Here is a 14,586-nt window from a genome sequence, read left to right on the forward strand (position 1 = left end):
AATTCCTGTTTTTTCCGGCTTTTTAATTGCAGTAAATACACTTAATCGTCAGGTACCTCCCAGTTATGACTACCTTGACAGACAAACAGCCCCGTCCTTGCAGTTAAGGGACGAGGCTGTTTAGTTATGCGCCAGTTTACGTATCCCGGCCATGCTTGATTGTCAGTCAATCTCAACCACTGCCTTGATCACCTTGGACTCCGGCTTCAGCCAGCTGTCGAACTGACTGATCATATCCCCGAAGGCTGCACGGTGCGTAATATAGCGTTCGATATCGATATAGCCTGCAGAGATCGCCTGCAGCACAAAGTCAAAATCTTCACGGGTAGCGTTGCGGCTGCCCATCAGTGTCATCTCGCGGCTGTGAAATTGCGGATCATGAAACGTGATGTCACTTTTCACCAGTCCGACGTAGACCAGCGTACCTCCATGACCGACCAGATCGAACGCGCCTGTCATCGAGGCCGCATTGCCGGTGGCATCGATGACGATACCTGCGGATTCGCCCCCGGTAATAACAGCCAGCTGCTCTTTAGGCTGCTGCAGTGCATGTAAGGTATGCTCCACCCGGGCCCAGGTGCGGCAGAAGGTCAGCCGTTCCTCATTGACATCCATCGCGATTACCTTTGCACCGGCATATCTGGCCAGCGCCATCACACCGAGTCCGATCGGACCGGCTCCAATCACCAGCACTGTACCGCCTGCAGTAAGCCCGGAGCGCCGGATGGCATGCGCACCGATGGCCAGCGGCTCCAGCATTGCAGACTGGTCCAGTGTCAGTCCGTCAGTTTTGATCAAATGACCCACGGGAACAGATACGGTTTCCCGCATCCCCCCGTCGATGTGAACGCCGAACACCTTCATGTTCCTGCAGCAGTTCGTCTTCCCGCTGATGCAGGCTGAACACTGTCCGCAGTGCATATACGGCACAATGCTGACCTGATCTCCCTGACGGAGTCCGGCCTCATTGTCCCCAACCGCTTCAATGACACCGGCCAGCTCGTGACCGAGCACGCGCGGATAGCTGAAGAATGGCTGATTGCCTTGATAGGCATGCAGGTCTGTGCCGCAAATGCCGATCCGGCGGATTCGTACAAGCGCCGCTCCGGCCTCAAGTACAGGCTCCTCTAAATCCTCACGCCAGGCCAGCTTCCCGGCTTCCTCGCAGACAATGGCTCTCATCCGTTCAGGCCGCTCCCTTCGCGCTGTATCTGACGCTCATTGTACTCCGGACGTCCGCTTACCCAGGATTGGTTATGAACCGGCTCCAGAATCTCCAGCACCTCCCGGAGCAGCTCCCCGTCCAGGGGCTCACTGGTCCAGGCGGCATTTTTGGCAATGTTATCAGGATTCGCTGTGCTGACCAGCGTTGTTGGAATCCCTTCATGCGCTGTGGAATACTGTACGGCCAGCTTGGCAATATCGCTCCCTCTGGAGGCACAGTGCTCGGCCGCCTGTCTGCACGCCGCCTTCAGTCTGCTGCCCGCAGGATGCCAGTCCGCCGTTTCGCGGGTGCTGAGCAGGCCCATGGATAAAGGCGAGGCGTTCACGAGGCCGGTTCCTTGTTGCTGCAGCAGAGGCAGTAAATCCAGCAATGAAGTATCATTAAGCGAATAATGGCAGTAGGAGAGAATGGCATCGACTTTAATTTGCGGCAGCAGGGTTTCGAACAGCTGCAGAGGCAGGCCGCTGATTCCGCTGAAGCGGATTTTGCCCTGTTCCTGTAGCGCATGCATTGCCGGAACTGCATCTTCCACGATAATGGCTGCCGGTACGAATTCAATATCATGTAAAAATAAGATATCAAGATAGTCCGTATGCAGCCGGTTCAGGCTTTCTTCCACACTGCTGATGATGCGTTTGGCAGAGAAATCGAAGGTATTCTCCCCGTAGCGGCCGGCTTTGGATGACAGCAGAAACTTGTCGCGCGGCAGCTGCTTCACAGCTTGGCCCAGCACGGTCTCCGCTTTGGTCAGACCATAATAAGGGGAGACGTCGATGTAGTTAATGCCTGCGTCGACGGCTGCATGTACAGTCCGGATGCTCTCCTGGTCATCCGTTTCACGGAACACAGAGCCGAGGGAAGAGGCCCCGAAGCTTAGTACAGATACATCAAGTCCTGTGCTGCCTAATTTGCGGTATTTCATTTTCAAAACCACCCCGTTCTTAAATAGTGTAGTGCTGCGTCTCCCGCTCCCAGCGGTTTAGCCAGACGGTCACCCCTCCCGCAAGCCCGTTCCAGCCAGCGAGTGATTCCCCCCACAGCATCTCTTCCGCCAACAGCTTGCTGACGATCTGTTCTGCGGATTCCCCGGCGGCGGTTCCCGCTGTCCATATCCCGGCAACGATGCCCAATAACTCCGGATTATCCTTTACTGTATAACTCTCCCCCGAGAGCTTGTTCCCGGTAAAAGAACCGTTATCCGCCTGCTTAATGCGGTAATAGCGCAGCAGTCCCGCCAAAGCGAGAACCATCAGCTCCGGCGCCGGCTTGCCCTGCCCGCAGTAATAGGCCAGGGTAGGCAGCAGCCGGACACGGAATTTGCTCAGGGAATTCATTGCAATATCTTCAAGCCGGTGGCGGATATACGGATTCATGAATCTTTCGAACACATCATCAGCATAAGCGGATAATTCATCCTCTGAATAAGGCAGCGCAGGCAGAATCTCATCCACTACGGCCTGACGGACCTGCGTTCCAAGCGCCGGATGTTCCAGCAGCTCCCGGACATGGCTGATCCCGTGTATAATTCCGAGCGGTGCCATCCACGTATGTGCTCCATTGAGAATTCTTACTTTGCGTTCCTGGAACGGCTTCAAATGATCTGTAAAGTGCACATTCAGGCCGGCCTTGCGGAAAGGCAGGAGCTCTTCCAGCTCAGGCCCTCCTTCAATCGCCCACAGATGATAAGGCTCTGCCGTACAGAGCATGTTGTCCCTGACTCCCCATTCCTCAAACCAGGCCTCTGCTTCTTCCTGATCCGGATAACCTGTCACGATCCGGTCTACCAGGCTATTTAAAAACCGGTTATGCCCCTTCACCCAATCCCTGAATTCCAGCGGCAAGTCCCAGTCTTCGGCGTACTTCAGCACATTCTCCCGCAGTACATCGCCGTTGCGCTCCAGCAGCTCACAGGGAAGGAAGACCAGACCGCTGTCAGCAGTTCCTCCGAAAGCCTGGTAGCGCAAAAACAGCAGATATGCTATTTTCCCCGGATAAGAGAGAATTGGACCGTCTCCAAGCGCCTCCGGCTGGTAAGCCAGACCGGCCTCCGTAGTATTGGACACCACTACAGCCAGCTCCGGACTGACAGCAAGCGCAGTTAACCACTCCCACTCAGCATATGGATCAAAAATCCCGGAGAATACCGAAATGATTTCTTTTGTGCTGACAGGTACCCCCTTTTCCATTCCGCGGATTATTAGTGTATACAGACCGTCCTGTGCTGCCAGCTGTCTTATATGTCCGCTTCCCGAGGGCCGGGGCTGTACCACAGCAATACTTCCTGCAAAAAGCCCCTGCTTGCGGCATTCACTGATCATCCAGTCAAAGAAACCGCGCAGAAAATTGCCTTCCCCGATTTGCAGCACCGTGACCGGCGCTTTCTGTAATTCCTCATAGCGGCGTTTGGCATCATCATTCAAAAAAGAGCTGTTCAGCAGATTCATAGTTTGTAGAACTCCTTTGCGTTGCCGCCAAATAATTGTCCGCGCTCCTGTTCGCCCCAAGTACCGGGAAGTGAATCCCGGAGGATTTCGGTCACTTCATTATATTCAGCTGCAAGCAGGCATACCGGCCAGTCGCTGCCGAACATCACTCTTTCAGGCCCGAATGCATCCATTGCCGCCCGGATATAGGGGATGAACTCTTCTTTGTTCCACCCGGTGTGATCCGCTTCTGTAACCATTCCGGATATTTTGCAATAGATTCCGGGATATTGCGCGAACTTCTTCAGATATGTTTTCCATGGCTCAAGACCTTTGTCCTTAATGGGGGGCTTGCCCAAGTGATCGATAACACCCCGAAGATTCGGAACTCTCCGCACCAGCTCCAGCACGGTCTCCATTTGTCCGGCCACGAGCAGCAAATCTACAGGCACATCTTCAGCCGCATATCCGCGGAGTGCCTCAACAAACGCCGGCTCCAGAATGACAGAGGCATCCGGCATATCCTGAATCATAATCCGGAACCCCTTGAACTTGGGACTGCGCCGGAACTCGTCATAGTACTTCCGGTGTTCCGGGCCGGACAGATCCAGCCACCCCACAACGCCAAGAACAGATGATGATTGTTCGGCAAGGGAAAGAATGAAACGGGTCTCCTCGATTGTCGGAGCGGCCTGCACAAGGATGCTTCCATCCAGCCCCTGCCTGTTCAGCAGCGGCTCAAGATCCGGCGGCAAATAATCACGGTATAATACCGGCAGCTCCGGTGTGATCCAGCCATAGTCTTTGCGGTCCATTTTCCAGTAATGCTGATGAGCGTCAATACGCATCCGGCTGCACACCCCTTGCGATTCATAGTAAATAATCATGAAAACTTGCTTTTTTATAACTTTTTTTGATATCTTGAGCCTATAATCCAATTCACTTTAAAAGGAACGATACCAGTGAAGCCCATCCGCAAACCCTTTTTCGGCGATCCCCTGTTCCCCTTTGAACTCGGTTACAAAAATGTAAAAAAACAGATTAATGAGCTCCCTGACCATCTGCATGACCAGTATGAGCTTGTGTACATACATCAGGGAAAAGGCGTTTTTTTTATCGATAATACATGGTATGAGAAAAAACAGGGCGATCTTTTTATTATTCCGGGCAATACCATCCATCACTCCCTGCCCCATAACGAGGACCCCATTGTGTCTTCAGCGTTGTTCTTTGCCCCTACCCTGCTCGCTATGGAGCGAATCGACGATTCCTACCACAGCCTGCTGTGCTTTGATTTTGCCCGTAAAAAAAGAATGTACCGGATCGAGCAGCCTGCAGCTCTTGTATCTGTTACCGAAACGGCGCTGGGACAAATCCACCAGGAGCTGGCTGACCGCAAGCCGGGTTACCATGAGGCAGTCAAGCTGATTACCTGCCAGCTGCTGCTGCAGATTAACCGGTATATCCAGTCGGTAAGCGGGCATCGTCCGGCGGGAGAACCCCGTGTCGGACCCTCCTGGATAAAGGAGGTACTGCACGATATCGATGAGCATCCTGAACGGGAAGCCTCCCTCGCCCGGCTTGCAGAAAGGGCAAATGTGTCGGCGCCGCATTTCTCACGTGTGTTCAAACAGCTGACCACCATGAATGTCACCCAGTACGTCAATGCCAAACGGGTTATCCGTGCCAAGGAACTGTTAAGCCGCACGGACAACAATATCCATGACATTTCCGAGCAGTGCGGATACGAGACGCCGACCCATTTTTACCGGATATTCAAAGCCTTCACGGGCATGACTCCCAACAAATACAGACAGAATCAATCCGGAATGTATTGAGCGGTCAGACAGCAGTGATTGTATAGCGCTTGCCTTCTTCCGCTGTGAATTCTAAAGTGCCGTCTCCTACGGCTGCATACTCCACTGCTCTGCCGTCACCGGAAATCCTGATGCCCTGAACAGCAGCCAGTCTGCAAATCTGTGTGCGCGACGGTGTAATCACAGCCTGTGTCAAGGTCCCGCTGCTCCAGTCGATATCGACTTCATAGCCCCCTCTGGCCCGCAGTCCCTTCACAAATCCTTCAGGCCAGGCATCCGGCAGTGCCGGCAGCAGTTCAAGGTATCCCTGGTGGGATTGCAGCAGCATTTCCGCAATCCCTGCAGCCGCCGCAAAGTTACCGTCAATCTGGAACGGCGGATGCGCGTCGAACAAATTCGGATACACTCCGCCCCGCTGATGATTGCCCGGTTCATCCGGCTTAATCAGTGTCAGAAGATTGGTAATCAGCTGTTCTGCGCGGGTGCCGTCCTTGAACCGGGCCCATAAGCTGATTTTCCAGCCCAGGCTCCAGCCGGTGCCTCCGTCTCCGCGGATTTCAAGCGATTGTCTGGCTGCCTGAAATAATTCAGGCTCAGTCGCTCCGGTAATCAGCCTTCCGGGATACACCCCTACCAGATGCGAGACATGCCGGTGATGCACATCCTGGTCTTCCGCTTCAAAGGACCATTCCCGCAGCCGGCCCTGCGACCCGGTGCCAAGCGGCAGCAGCCGCTCCCTGGCAGTACGCAAGGTGCCGGCGAACTCCTCATCTTCTCCAAGGATTTCCGCTGCCTGCAGGCAGTTATCGAAGCATTCCGCAATCAGCGACAGGTCCATGGTAGAAGCTTCGCTGACAGCGTACTCCCGCCCGTCAATGACAAACTTGTGCTCCGGCGAGGTGGAAGGGGAAGTGATCAGATATCCTTCCTTGTTCTCAATCAGCCAGTCCAGACAGAATAAGGCGGATTCCTTCATAAGGGGATAGGCTGTGTCCTTCAGATAACCTTTGTCCCCGCCGAATAAGTAATGCTCCCATAGATGCTGGGTCAGCCATACCCCGCCCATCGGCCAGAATGCCCACACCGGATCACCGGCGCCGTAATCGCCTACGGGAGCACTTTGTGCCCATAAATCAGAGTTATGGTGGGCTGCCCATCCCCGTGCGCCGTAATTAACCTCTGCAGTCTTCCTGCCGTTAACCGCAAGCCGGCCAATATAATGAAGCAGGGGCTGATGCAGCTCGGCAAGGTTACAGATCTCTGCCGGCCAATAATTCATTTGTGCATTGATATTAAGGGTATAGTTGCTGCTCCATGGTGCACGCGTAGCCTCATTCCAGATGCCCTGCAGATTCGCCGGCTGCGTTCCAGGGCGTGAGCTTGCGATGAGCAGATAACGTCCGTAATGGAACAGAAGTTCGACCAGGCCGGGATCACGGCTTCCGTATTCAGCAATCCGCTGATCTGTCGGCATATCTGCAGGCGCAAGGGCTTTGCCCAAATGCAGCTCCATTCTGCCGAATAATTGCCCGTGGTCAGCCAGATGGCTTTCCCGGATTCCGGCGTAATGCTTTCCTGCCAATGCTTCAATGAAACCGGCTGTCAGCCGGCCCGGGTGTACTGCAGCATGAATACCGCCTGTCAAAACATCGAAGTTGGTTGCCGCACTGAAGTAGAGAACCGCTTCCGTCGCACCGTGAATCTGAAGTCCGCTGGACGAAGCCGTGATCCGGCCCCCTTCGGTTACTGCAGCCAATCGGCCGTGAAACTGCAGGGCCTCCAGCGATCCCGGCGCACCATAACGGACAGGCTCATCTACATGATGATAGTTAGGAGCGACATATTCAGGCGCTGTACCGGAAATGGTAAGCTGCTGCCCGTCAAAAGCTGCCTCATATTGCAGCGGGCTGTCCAGCGTTGCCCGGAAATGCAATGCCCCTTCTTTACTGGCTGCAAGCCGCACAACGATTACCTGATCAGGGTATGAGGCGAAAATTTCACGCGTATACTTCACACTGCCAATCCTGTAGGATACGCTTACAATTCCAGTTGCCAAATTCAGCTTCCGGGTATAGTCCTGTGCGGACTGGCCATGCTCCATGTTCAGATGAAGATCTCCGAAGGGCAGATAAGATTGGGTGTAGGGTCCCATCATTTTCCTGCACAGCTGATCCGCTTCCTCATAGCGCTGCTCCGCTAGAAGCTCCCTGACTTTGGGAAGCAGCTCTTTGGCCGCGGGATTGTTCCAGTCACCTGGTGCTCCGGACCATAGCGTGTCCTCGTTCAATGCCAGCCGTTCCTTCTCAATCCCGCCGAAGACCATTGCACCGAGACGGCCATTGCCCACCGGCAGTGCCTCCACCCAGTGTGATGCAGGGATACGAAACTGAATATTCATTGTCATGTAGAGCTGCCCTCCCGGCAAATTCAATGTAACAAATTTTAAATAGTAAGGATATAAATTATTGCTGCTTTCATTGATCATTGTATACCAAGTACAGCAGGCAGTTAAGGCCGGGAACTTGCATGTTTATAACATATTTTGATATTTTGCCGCACATTCGGGGCGGCAGTGCTCCCCGGATTGCAGCAAAAAACCGGACAGATAACGGAATCCTTTCCCGCACCTGTCCGGCTACTTTTCCCAAGCTTCTTATTCGTAGATCAGCTCATTTAACTCGTCATGATATTTTGCCGGAATAGAATATGCTTTGCTATACTGTCCTACATCCGCTACCAGCAGGCCTTCGTAGCCTTTTCCCCGTTCACGGTCAATATTTAATACATACTCCTTTTGAGTGCCATCCTTATACGTAAGGTGCATTGTAAAATACACGCCATAATCAACCTCTCCCAGCATTTCCTCAGCATTGTCCATCGCCTTTTTGAACACTGCGGTTTCAGCTTCGGCTTCATAAAGTCTCTCATCAAACGGTTTCGGAGCAGCAGGATTGCTCTGCTGGCAAAGATCGGTACAGATAAGCCTGACCGAAGTAATCTGGCTGCTGCCGGATGCACTGTAGGCAAAGATTAATCCAATCATTATCAGCAGGATTACGCTCCCGGCAAAAACCCTATGCCTCTTTCCTTTTACCATCCGGCTCATGACATGCCTTTAAGGACATACGGGTATTCCCGGCCGTCCCTGACCGCCCCGTTCTCAAAGTACAGCGTATTGCCCTCCCGCCGCAGGTACTGCAGCTGATCCCCGAAGAACGGAACATCATTCATTTCCGCATATTCCTGCTGATCCGGATCAAGCAGTTCCTTATACAGCAGCGTTTTCTCTCCGGTGTGCCGGTCAATAAGCATCAGCAGCCCTTTATCATTCGGGCGGATCAGGAGAAAATCATCATCCATGCCCTCTACCAGATAGCTGTCCTCCTCACCGCCGAGCTTTACCAGATCAAGGGTTGCTGTTACTTTACCCGTACCGTCTTCAATCACGCGCAGTGTTCTGCCGTCAGTCAGCAGCAGGCTGCTGCCGTACATTTTCACATTATCCCCATAACGTTTCCAGTAGTGGACACTGGCCTGGCGGATAACCATTCCGTCTTTGATGATCAGGGTGTACCACTTGTTGTTGATATGCGGCTCCCCGTACACATCGGTGATGGTCAGGTAGATCAGACCTTTTCCCGTCTTTTTAAAATCAAAATTCACCATATCATACAGCTGTGACCCCAGGTCCGCCATTAGACGCATTCCGCCTGCAGGAGTTGCCGTATATAACTTTCCGTTCTTTTTATCAACGGTGTAGGTTACCCCTCCGTATGTTGCAGACGTGCTTTCATAGGAATGAATTCCACTGGCTGTATATACGCGCTGCTGTGCATCCCAGCTTACAGACTGCCCGTCCAAAGCCTGTACCAGAAAACGCGCCGGAACATACAGCTCATCCCTGTAACGGAAGGGGACTCCTCCTAAAGATACGGCTTTGCCGTCAATGGCTGCAGTTCTGCCCCCCACAGTGACCTTAACGGATTTCTGCCAGCCCCGGAACATGGCCTGCTTCTGAGCCTTATCCCAGGTGACCCGGAGACCGGCGCTTTCCATAATACCTGCGCTTACATAAACCGTCCCGTCCTTTAACAATGCGTTAGTTGTGACTTGTCCGCCTCCATCATAAGTGTATTTAAAATAAGCTGTCCCAGCCGCAGACGCCATTGCCGGTAACATGCACACCATAAGCAGCACCGGTACCAGTAACCATAGCCTTTTCATTGAATAACCTGCCTTTCCGGAATTTGTTGTCTCTAATCGGTTCACTTATCAGACTCCTTATTTTCCAAAAAGTTGCAGGTTAAGAAAATATCATAATATCACGTGTTTAGACTTAGTCTTTTTAAACTTTTGTAATATATATTCCAGTAGGAAACAGCCCGTCCGCATGCTATAATCTCAAAGTCCATAAAGGAGAATTTCAAGCCCGTCCGGAGGATGGGATGCAGGAGGAACACTGTACCATGAGCAGTCAGATAAGAATAGTCAAAGTGTCAGCAGAAATAGAAAAAGATGAATTTGATATCAAGGTAAGTCACTGGAAGCTTTTGCTGGAGACCAACCGTTATTACGAGATTAAGCCGGAGAGCGGACCTGTAAAAAGAATCTATAAGGAGAAGCTCAATACGGTTGTGGATGAAACGAAGTCTTATACGGACGGGTTTCTGTCCTGTTCAGCGTTCTGTGCCGAAGAGCGTGTGAACGAAATGCAGCTTGAGATGCTGCGCAAGCTTCAGCTGAAGATCAACAGCTACAGGGATGAGCTGCAATTGAACCAGAAGGCTCTGGAGGAGCAGCAGCTGCAGCTTAAAACCGGGAAATTGCCGGAGCCGGAATAAGACTGGCTTAATATAATCTCTCTGATTAAAAAAAGATGTTTCAGCAGCTGCAACATCCAGCTGATGAAACATCCTTGTTGTTAATGACTGACGAGATACGAAGCATCCAGAATGAGCGCAACCTTGCCGTTGCCCAGAATCGTTGCACCGGATAAATGCTGCATCGTCCCCAAATGAGAGCCCAGGTTTTTGATCACAACCTCCTGGTTGCCGATAATTTCATCCACCGCATAAGCGGCAATTTTATCAACCGATCTGACGATGACGACCGGAATCGTCCTGGAGCTCCGCTGCGCATGCGGATAATGCAGCTTGTCATGCAGCCAGGAGAGCGGCACAATCCGGCCATGATTGAGGATCGCTTGTGCTCCTTGTACCGTCTGAATCTCGTCCGGGACTATCCGCACGATCTCCGCAATATTATACATCGGGAGAATCAGCACCCGGCCGGATACCTTTACAAGCAGTCCCTTGATAATCGCCAGGGTCAGCGGCAGCCTGATCGTGAAGCAGGTCCCCTGTCCCGGCTCTGTTTCTATATCGATGATACCATTGAGCCGCCCGATCTGGCTCCGGACGATGTCCATCCCGACACCGCGGCCGGATACATCACTCACTTCGGACGCTGTCGAGAAGCCCGGCTCAAAAATAAGATGAACAGCTTCCAGCGCTGTCAAATGGGTTGCCTGGTCCTCTGTAATGATCCCTTTGCCCAAAGCAGAGGCCTTGATCTTCTCCGCATCGATCCCCTTCCCGTCATCCTGCAGACGGATGACAACATGGTTCTCCTCATGGTAGGAAGTAAGCGTGATCCTGCCCTTGGCCGGTTTGCCCAGTGAAGTCCTCAGCTCCGGCTGCTCAATACCGTGATCCGCACTGTTACGGATGAGATGGATCAGCGGATCGCTCAGCTCCTCAATAATCATCCGGTCCAGCTCTGTCTCGCCGCCTTCGACAAGAAGCTCAATATCCTTGCCCAGCTTTTGCGACAGGTCTCTGACCATACGCGGGAAGCGGCTGAACAGCTGGTCGATCGGCAGCATCCGTGTTTTCATTACACCTTCCTGCAGTTCTTTAATGACGCTGCCCATGTGGTCAGACACGCTGCCGATGCTTTGCAGCACCTTGGCCGGGTCATTCCTCAGGCCGGAGGCGTTCAGGTCTGCCAGCGAGGTCTGGTCAATCAGCAGTTCCCCGACGAGATTCATCAGATGGTCCAGCCTCTCTACGCTGACCCGGACTGTAGCCTGGCTGCCTTTGGCGCGTTCTTCAGCCGGCTGTGGTGACTGCAGCGGAACAGCAGACTGCCGTGCAGAAACCTCTGCACCGCCTGGTTTCTCCAGCTTGTAAGGAGCCGCCGTAAGCGACAGGACATCGGAATCTCCCCCCAGGAGAGCCGGGATCTGATTCAATTCCTTCTCCGAAGCAATGATAACCATAAATCTTCCGTAACGGTCATCCTCATCGCCTGCGGCGGGAACCTCAGTCGGAAGGGAAACAGCAATGACCTCGCCGCAGACATCTCCGATCCGCTGCAGCATGATGAAGTGCCGTGCCGCCTTCATCTGGCATTCGGCTGTAAGCGTAACGTTAACCGCCAGCAGCTGCTTGCCGCCGGCAGCCGCTTCCTCAGCCTTCCGTATTTCTTCAGCACTCATTACTGGCGCAGGCACGGGCGTGGGCGCTGCAGGCTTATTGATCAGCGCCTTGATCTCTGTCACTACTGCACTGCAATCCGCATAGTCCTGTCCGCTGATGTATTGGCTCCGCAGCGTCTTCATCGCATCCAGCGCTTTGAACAGCGTATCAATCAGCTCTCCGCTGATTACAGGCTTTTTCTCCCTCACCCATTCCAGGGCATATTCCACTTCATGGGTCAAATCGCTCATTTCACGGAAAGCCATAGTCGAGGACGAACCCTTAATCGTATGCGCCGCCCGGAACAGGGTCTGAATGAGCCCGGGAGAAGGAGCTTGCTCCAGTTCAAGCAAGGACTGATCCATCCGCTCCAGCTGATCATTCAGCTCTTCAATAAAAATATCACGATAGGCAGACAGCTCCATCATTATTCCTTGTTCTCCTTCCTATCCGCCCAATATTTCCTCGAGCTTCAGTATTCCTACCAGCTGATCCCCTTGCTGTCCGATTCCGAGGAACACACCTTCCCGGCTACGGCTGTTCCCCCCTGAAGGCGGGTGAATTTCTTCATAAGTCGTTACTTTATTTACTTTATCAACGATCAGGCCTACAAATTCTTCCCGGCTGCGGACGACGATAATCCGCGTCTCCCGAGTGTAAGGCTCATCGGACATGCCCAGCAGATTGCGCAGGCTCATGACACAGACGACCTTTCCCCGGAGGTTCACGACACCTTTTACTTCGTGCCTACTGAACGGGATATCTGTAATGCTTAGCATTTTGATAATTTCATGAATCTCTTCGATGCGGATTGCGCAGGTCTCGGCACCTACAGCAAGCTCAATATATTGTTCTTTTTGAACGGAGGACACGGGCTTCACCTTCAGTCTGTAGGATTAATGTGTTTTGAAAGCAGCCGCGGAATTGGCCAGTTCTTCCGAGAGCTGAGCCAAGGACTGGCAGGTAGCAGCGGTCTCTTCCGATGCGGCAGCAGACTCTTCACTGGAGGCCGAGATGGCTTCGACCGAGCTCATGACTTCGGCTGCCTGTGCGGATTCCTCTTCACATGCTGCGGCAATTTCATTTACCTTCAGGGATGAATTGTTAACCATGGCAATAATTTGTTCAAAAGCCTGGCTGGTCATCGAGGATTGTTCCACACTTTCCGCTACTGCCCGGACACTTTGCTTTGTATTTTCCTGCATCGCCTTGATAATCTTCGTAATCTCTTTGGTCGCTTCGCTGCTTCGTTCTGCAAGCTTGCGTACTTCATCAGCCACTACGGCAAAGCCGCGTCCCTGTTCACCCGCACGGGCAGCCTCAATGGCCGCATTCAGCGCCAGCAGGTTCGTCTGCTCCGCGATATCGTCAATAACTTCGATAATATCGCCGATTTGACGGGAATCGTCTTCAAGCTGGGACATTTTCACATTCACAGCCTGCATCCCCTGCAGCGACGTCTCCACTACATATCCGCCTTCACGGGCGGTCCTTACCGTCTCGTTCGACAGCTCCGCTGCTTCCTCCGCACTGATGGCTACAGAATTAATAGCTGCAGACAGCTCTCTGAAGAGCTCCGTAATATTGGCAGCAGCCGCAGACTGGCTCGTGCTGGAGCCGGCAATTTCTTCTGTGCTGGCTGATATTTGCTCGGAAGAGGCAGCTACGCTTTGCGAGTTCATTACAATCCCGTTGATCAGCTCTCTTAAGTTGTCTACCATCCGGTTCAGCGCAGCGGCCAGCTGGCCTACTTCGTCCTTGGACGTAACATCCGATTTCAGCGTCAGATTGCCGCCAGCCACCTCAGTCGCCAGTCCCAGCATCTGCGTGAGCGGACGTGCAATCGAACGGGCGATGAGATAACCGACCAGAATGCTGAAAAGAATCGCTATGATAACAATGGAGACGGTGATGGCAAGCGATGTGGTATACGTTTCTTTTGCCCCATCGTTTGTTTTATCCGCCAGGCTGGTATTGACGTCGATCAGTTCGCCTAAAAGGCCGCTGCTTTGATCCGCCTGCTGCTTAAGAGCCGTTTTATAGAAGTCATTAAAAGCTATAAGATCATCCGTCTCGGCCAGAGTCAGGCTCTGATCAAAAACCTCCAGATAGGCAGCGAATTCCGTATCGAAGGCTTTCAGCAGCTCCTGCTCCTCTGTTGTTGAAGCGAGCGGACGGTAGTTATTTACCTTTTGGCCGATGTTCTCGCGGACTTTGCCGATGTTTTCTTTAATCTTTGCCACTTCTGCAGGAACGTTCTCTGCGCTCATGTCACGCACCAGAACGCTCATGGTCTGAAAATTAATCTGTGCTGCCGACAATTCTTTTACCGAAGTAAGATTGTTGTCGTACATTTCATCCATGTTGTCATTCATACCCCGCAGCGTGAATATGGAATAAACTCCAAGGCCCGCCAGTACTGCTGCCACAACTAAAAACGCGGAGATTATCTTAGTTGCTGTTTTCAAATTGCCATACCATTTCATGACATACTCCCCCTGGGATGCTATGATGTGCGTCACGCCAGACTCCCCCTGCTACAACACTCCCTTGCAGATCCGGCAGACAGCTTAGATATATTTCGACATTATTCGATCATTTTTGAATAGCTTATTTTTGGAATTTTAAAACATTTTATATTC

The 14,586-nt window shown here is 52.5% G+C and carries 12 protein-coding genes; 2 read left to right on the forward strand and 10 right to left on the reverse strand.

Annotation, left to right across the window (positions count from 1 at the left end; genetic code table 11):
• Positions 1-162: 162 nt before the first annotated feature.
• The 4 genes from C2I18_RS01180 to C2I18_RS01195 are packed head-to-tail and all read right to left on the reverse strand — an operon-like array spanning position 163 to position 4,496.
• Positions 163-1,182 carry a zinc-binding alcohol dehydrogenase family protein gene (locus tag C2I18_RS01180; RefSeq protein WP_249899474.1) on the reverse strand — a complete coding sequence of 340 codons (1,020 nt, stop codon included), beginning with the start codon at positions 1,180-1,182 and terminating at the stop codon, positions 163-165.
• Positions 1,179-2,147 (reverse strand): aldo/keto reductase, encoded by a 969-nt coding sequence (locus C2I18_RS01185; protein ID WP_249899475.1) that lies wholly within the window; start codon positions 2,145-2,147, stop codon positions 1,179-1,181. The genes C2I18_RS01180 and C2I18_RS01185 overlap by 4 nt, the downstream gene beginning before the upstream one ends.
• 19 nt (positions 2,148-2,166) lie before the next feature.
• Positions 2,167-3,669, reverse strand: a complete 1,503-nt coding sequence (locus C2I18_RS01190) for a tagaturonate reductase (RefSeq protein WP_249899476.1) — start codon at positions 3,667-3,669, stop codon at positions 2,167-2,169.
• Positions 3,666-4,496, reverse strand: coding sequence for an amidohydrolase family protein (locus C2I18_RS01195; RefSeq protein ID WP_249902311.1), 831 nt, complete (start codon positions 4,494-4,496; stop codon positions 3,666-3,668). The genes C2I18_RS01190 and C2I18_RS01195 overlap by 4 nt, the downstream gene beginning before the upstream one ends.
• Positions 4,497-4,610: 114 nt before the next feature.
• Between C2I18_RS01195 and C2I18_RS01200 the strand changes: the two genes are divergently transcribed.
• A complete protein-coding gene (locus tag C2I18_RS01200; protein ID WP_249899477.1) occupies positions 4,611-5,486 on the forward strand; it encodes an AraC family transcriptional regulator in 876 nt (291 codons plus the stop codon).
• 4 nt (positions 5,487-5,490) lie between these two features.
• On the opposite strand, the gene C2I18_RS01205 is transcribed toward C2I18_RS01200, so the two are convergent.
• The 3 genes from C2I18_RS01205 to C2I18_RS01215 form a co-directional block, all read right to left on the reverse strand.
• Positions 5,491-7,863: a glycoside hydrolase family 95 protein gene (locus C2I18_RS01205; protein ID WP_249902312.1), complete on the reverse strand. Its 2,373-nt coding sequence runs from the start codon at positions 7,861-7,863 to the stop codon at positions 5,491-5,493.
• 255 nt (positions 7,864-8,118) lie between these two features.
• Positions 8,119-8,508, reverse strand: a complete 390-nt coding sequence (locus tag C2I18_RS01210; RefSeq protein WP_249899478.1) for a hypothetical protein — start codon at positions 8,506-8,508, stop codon at positions 8,119-8,121.
• 59 nt (positions 8,509-8,567) lie between these two features.
• The gene (locus C2I18_RS01215; RefSeq protein WP_249899479.1) at positions 8,568-9,689 is read right to left on the reverse strand and encodes a copper amine oxidase N-terminal domain-containing protein; all 1,122 of its coding nucleotides are present in this window, start codon (positions 9,687-9,689) and stop codon (positions 8,568-8,570) included.
• 242 nt (positions 9,690-9,931) lie between these two features.
• On the opposite strand from C2I18_RS01215, the gene C2I18_RS01220 reads away from it, so the two are divergent.
• Positions 9,932-10,306, forward strand: coding sequence for a hypothetical protein (locus C2I18_RS01220; RefSeq protein WP_249899480.1), 375 nt, complete (start codon positions 9,932-9,934; stop codon positions 10,304-10,306).
• Positions 10,307-10,386: 80 nt separating this feature from the next.
• Here the strand turns inward: C2I18_RS01220 and C2I18_RS01225 are convergent, their stop codons facing one another.
• Genes C2I18_RS01225 through C2I18_RS01235 form a run of 3 tightly spaced genes read right to left on the reverse strand, consistent with a single transcriptional unit; the run spans position 10,387 to position 14,466 of the window.
• Positions 10,387-12,372, reverse strand: coding sequence for a chemotaxis protein CheA (locus tag C2I18_RS01225; protein WP_249899481.1), 1,986 nt, complete (start codon positions 12,370-12,372; stop codon positions 10,387-10,389).
• Between the two features lie 18 nt (positions 12,373-12,390).
• On the reverse strand, positions 12,391-12,825 hold the full coding sequence (locus tag C2I18_RS01230; protein WP_249899482.1) for a chemotaxis protein CheW: 435 nt from the start codon (positions 12,823-12,825) through the stop codon (positions 12,391-12,393).
• Between the two features lie 15 nt (positions 12,826-12,840).
• The gene (locus C2I18_RS01235) at positions 12,841-14,466 is read right to left on the reverse strand and encodes a methyl-accepting chemotaxis protein (RefSeq protein ID WP_249899483.1); all 1,626 of its coding nucleotides are present in this window, start codon (positions 14,464-14,466) and stop codon (positions 12,841-12,843) included.
• Positions 14,467-14,586: the final 120 nt, after the last annotated feature.

This window comes from Paenibacillus sp. PK3_47 (assembly GCF_023520895.1).
Classification (GTDB): Bacteria; Bacillota; Bacilli; order Paenibacillales; family Paenibacillaceae; genus Paenibacillus_AQ.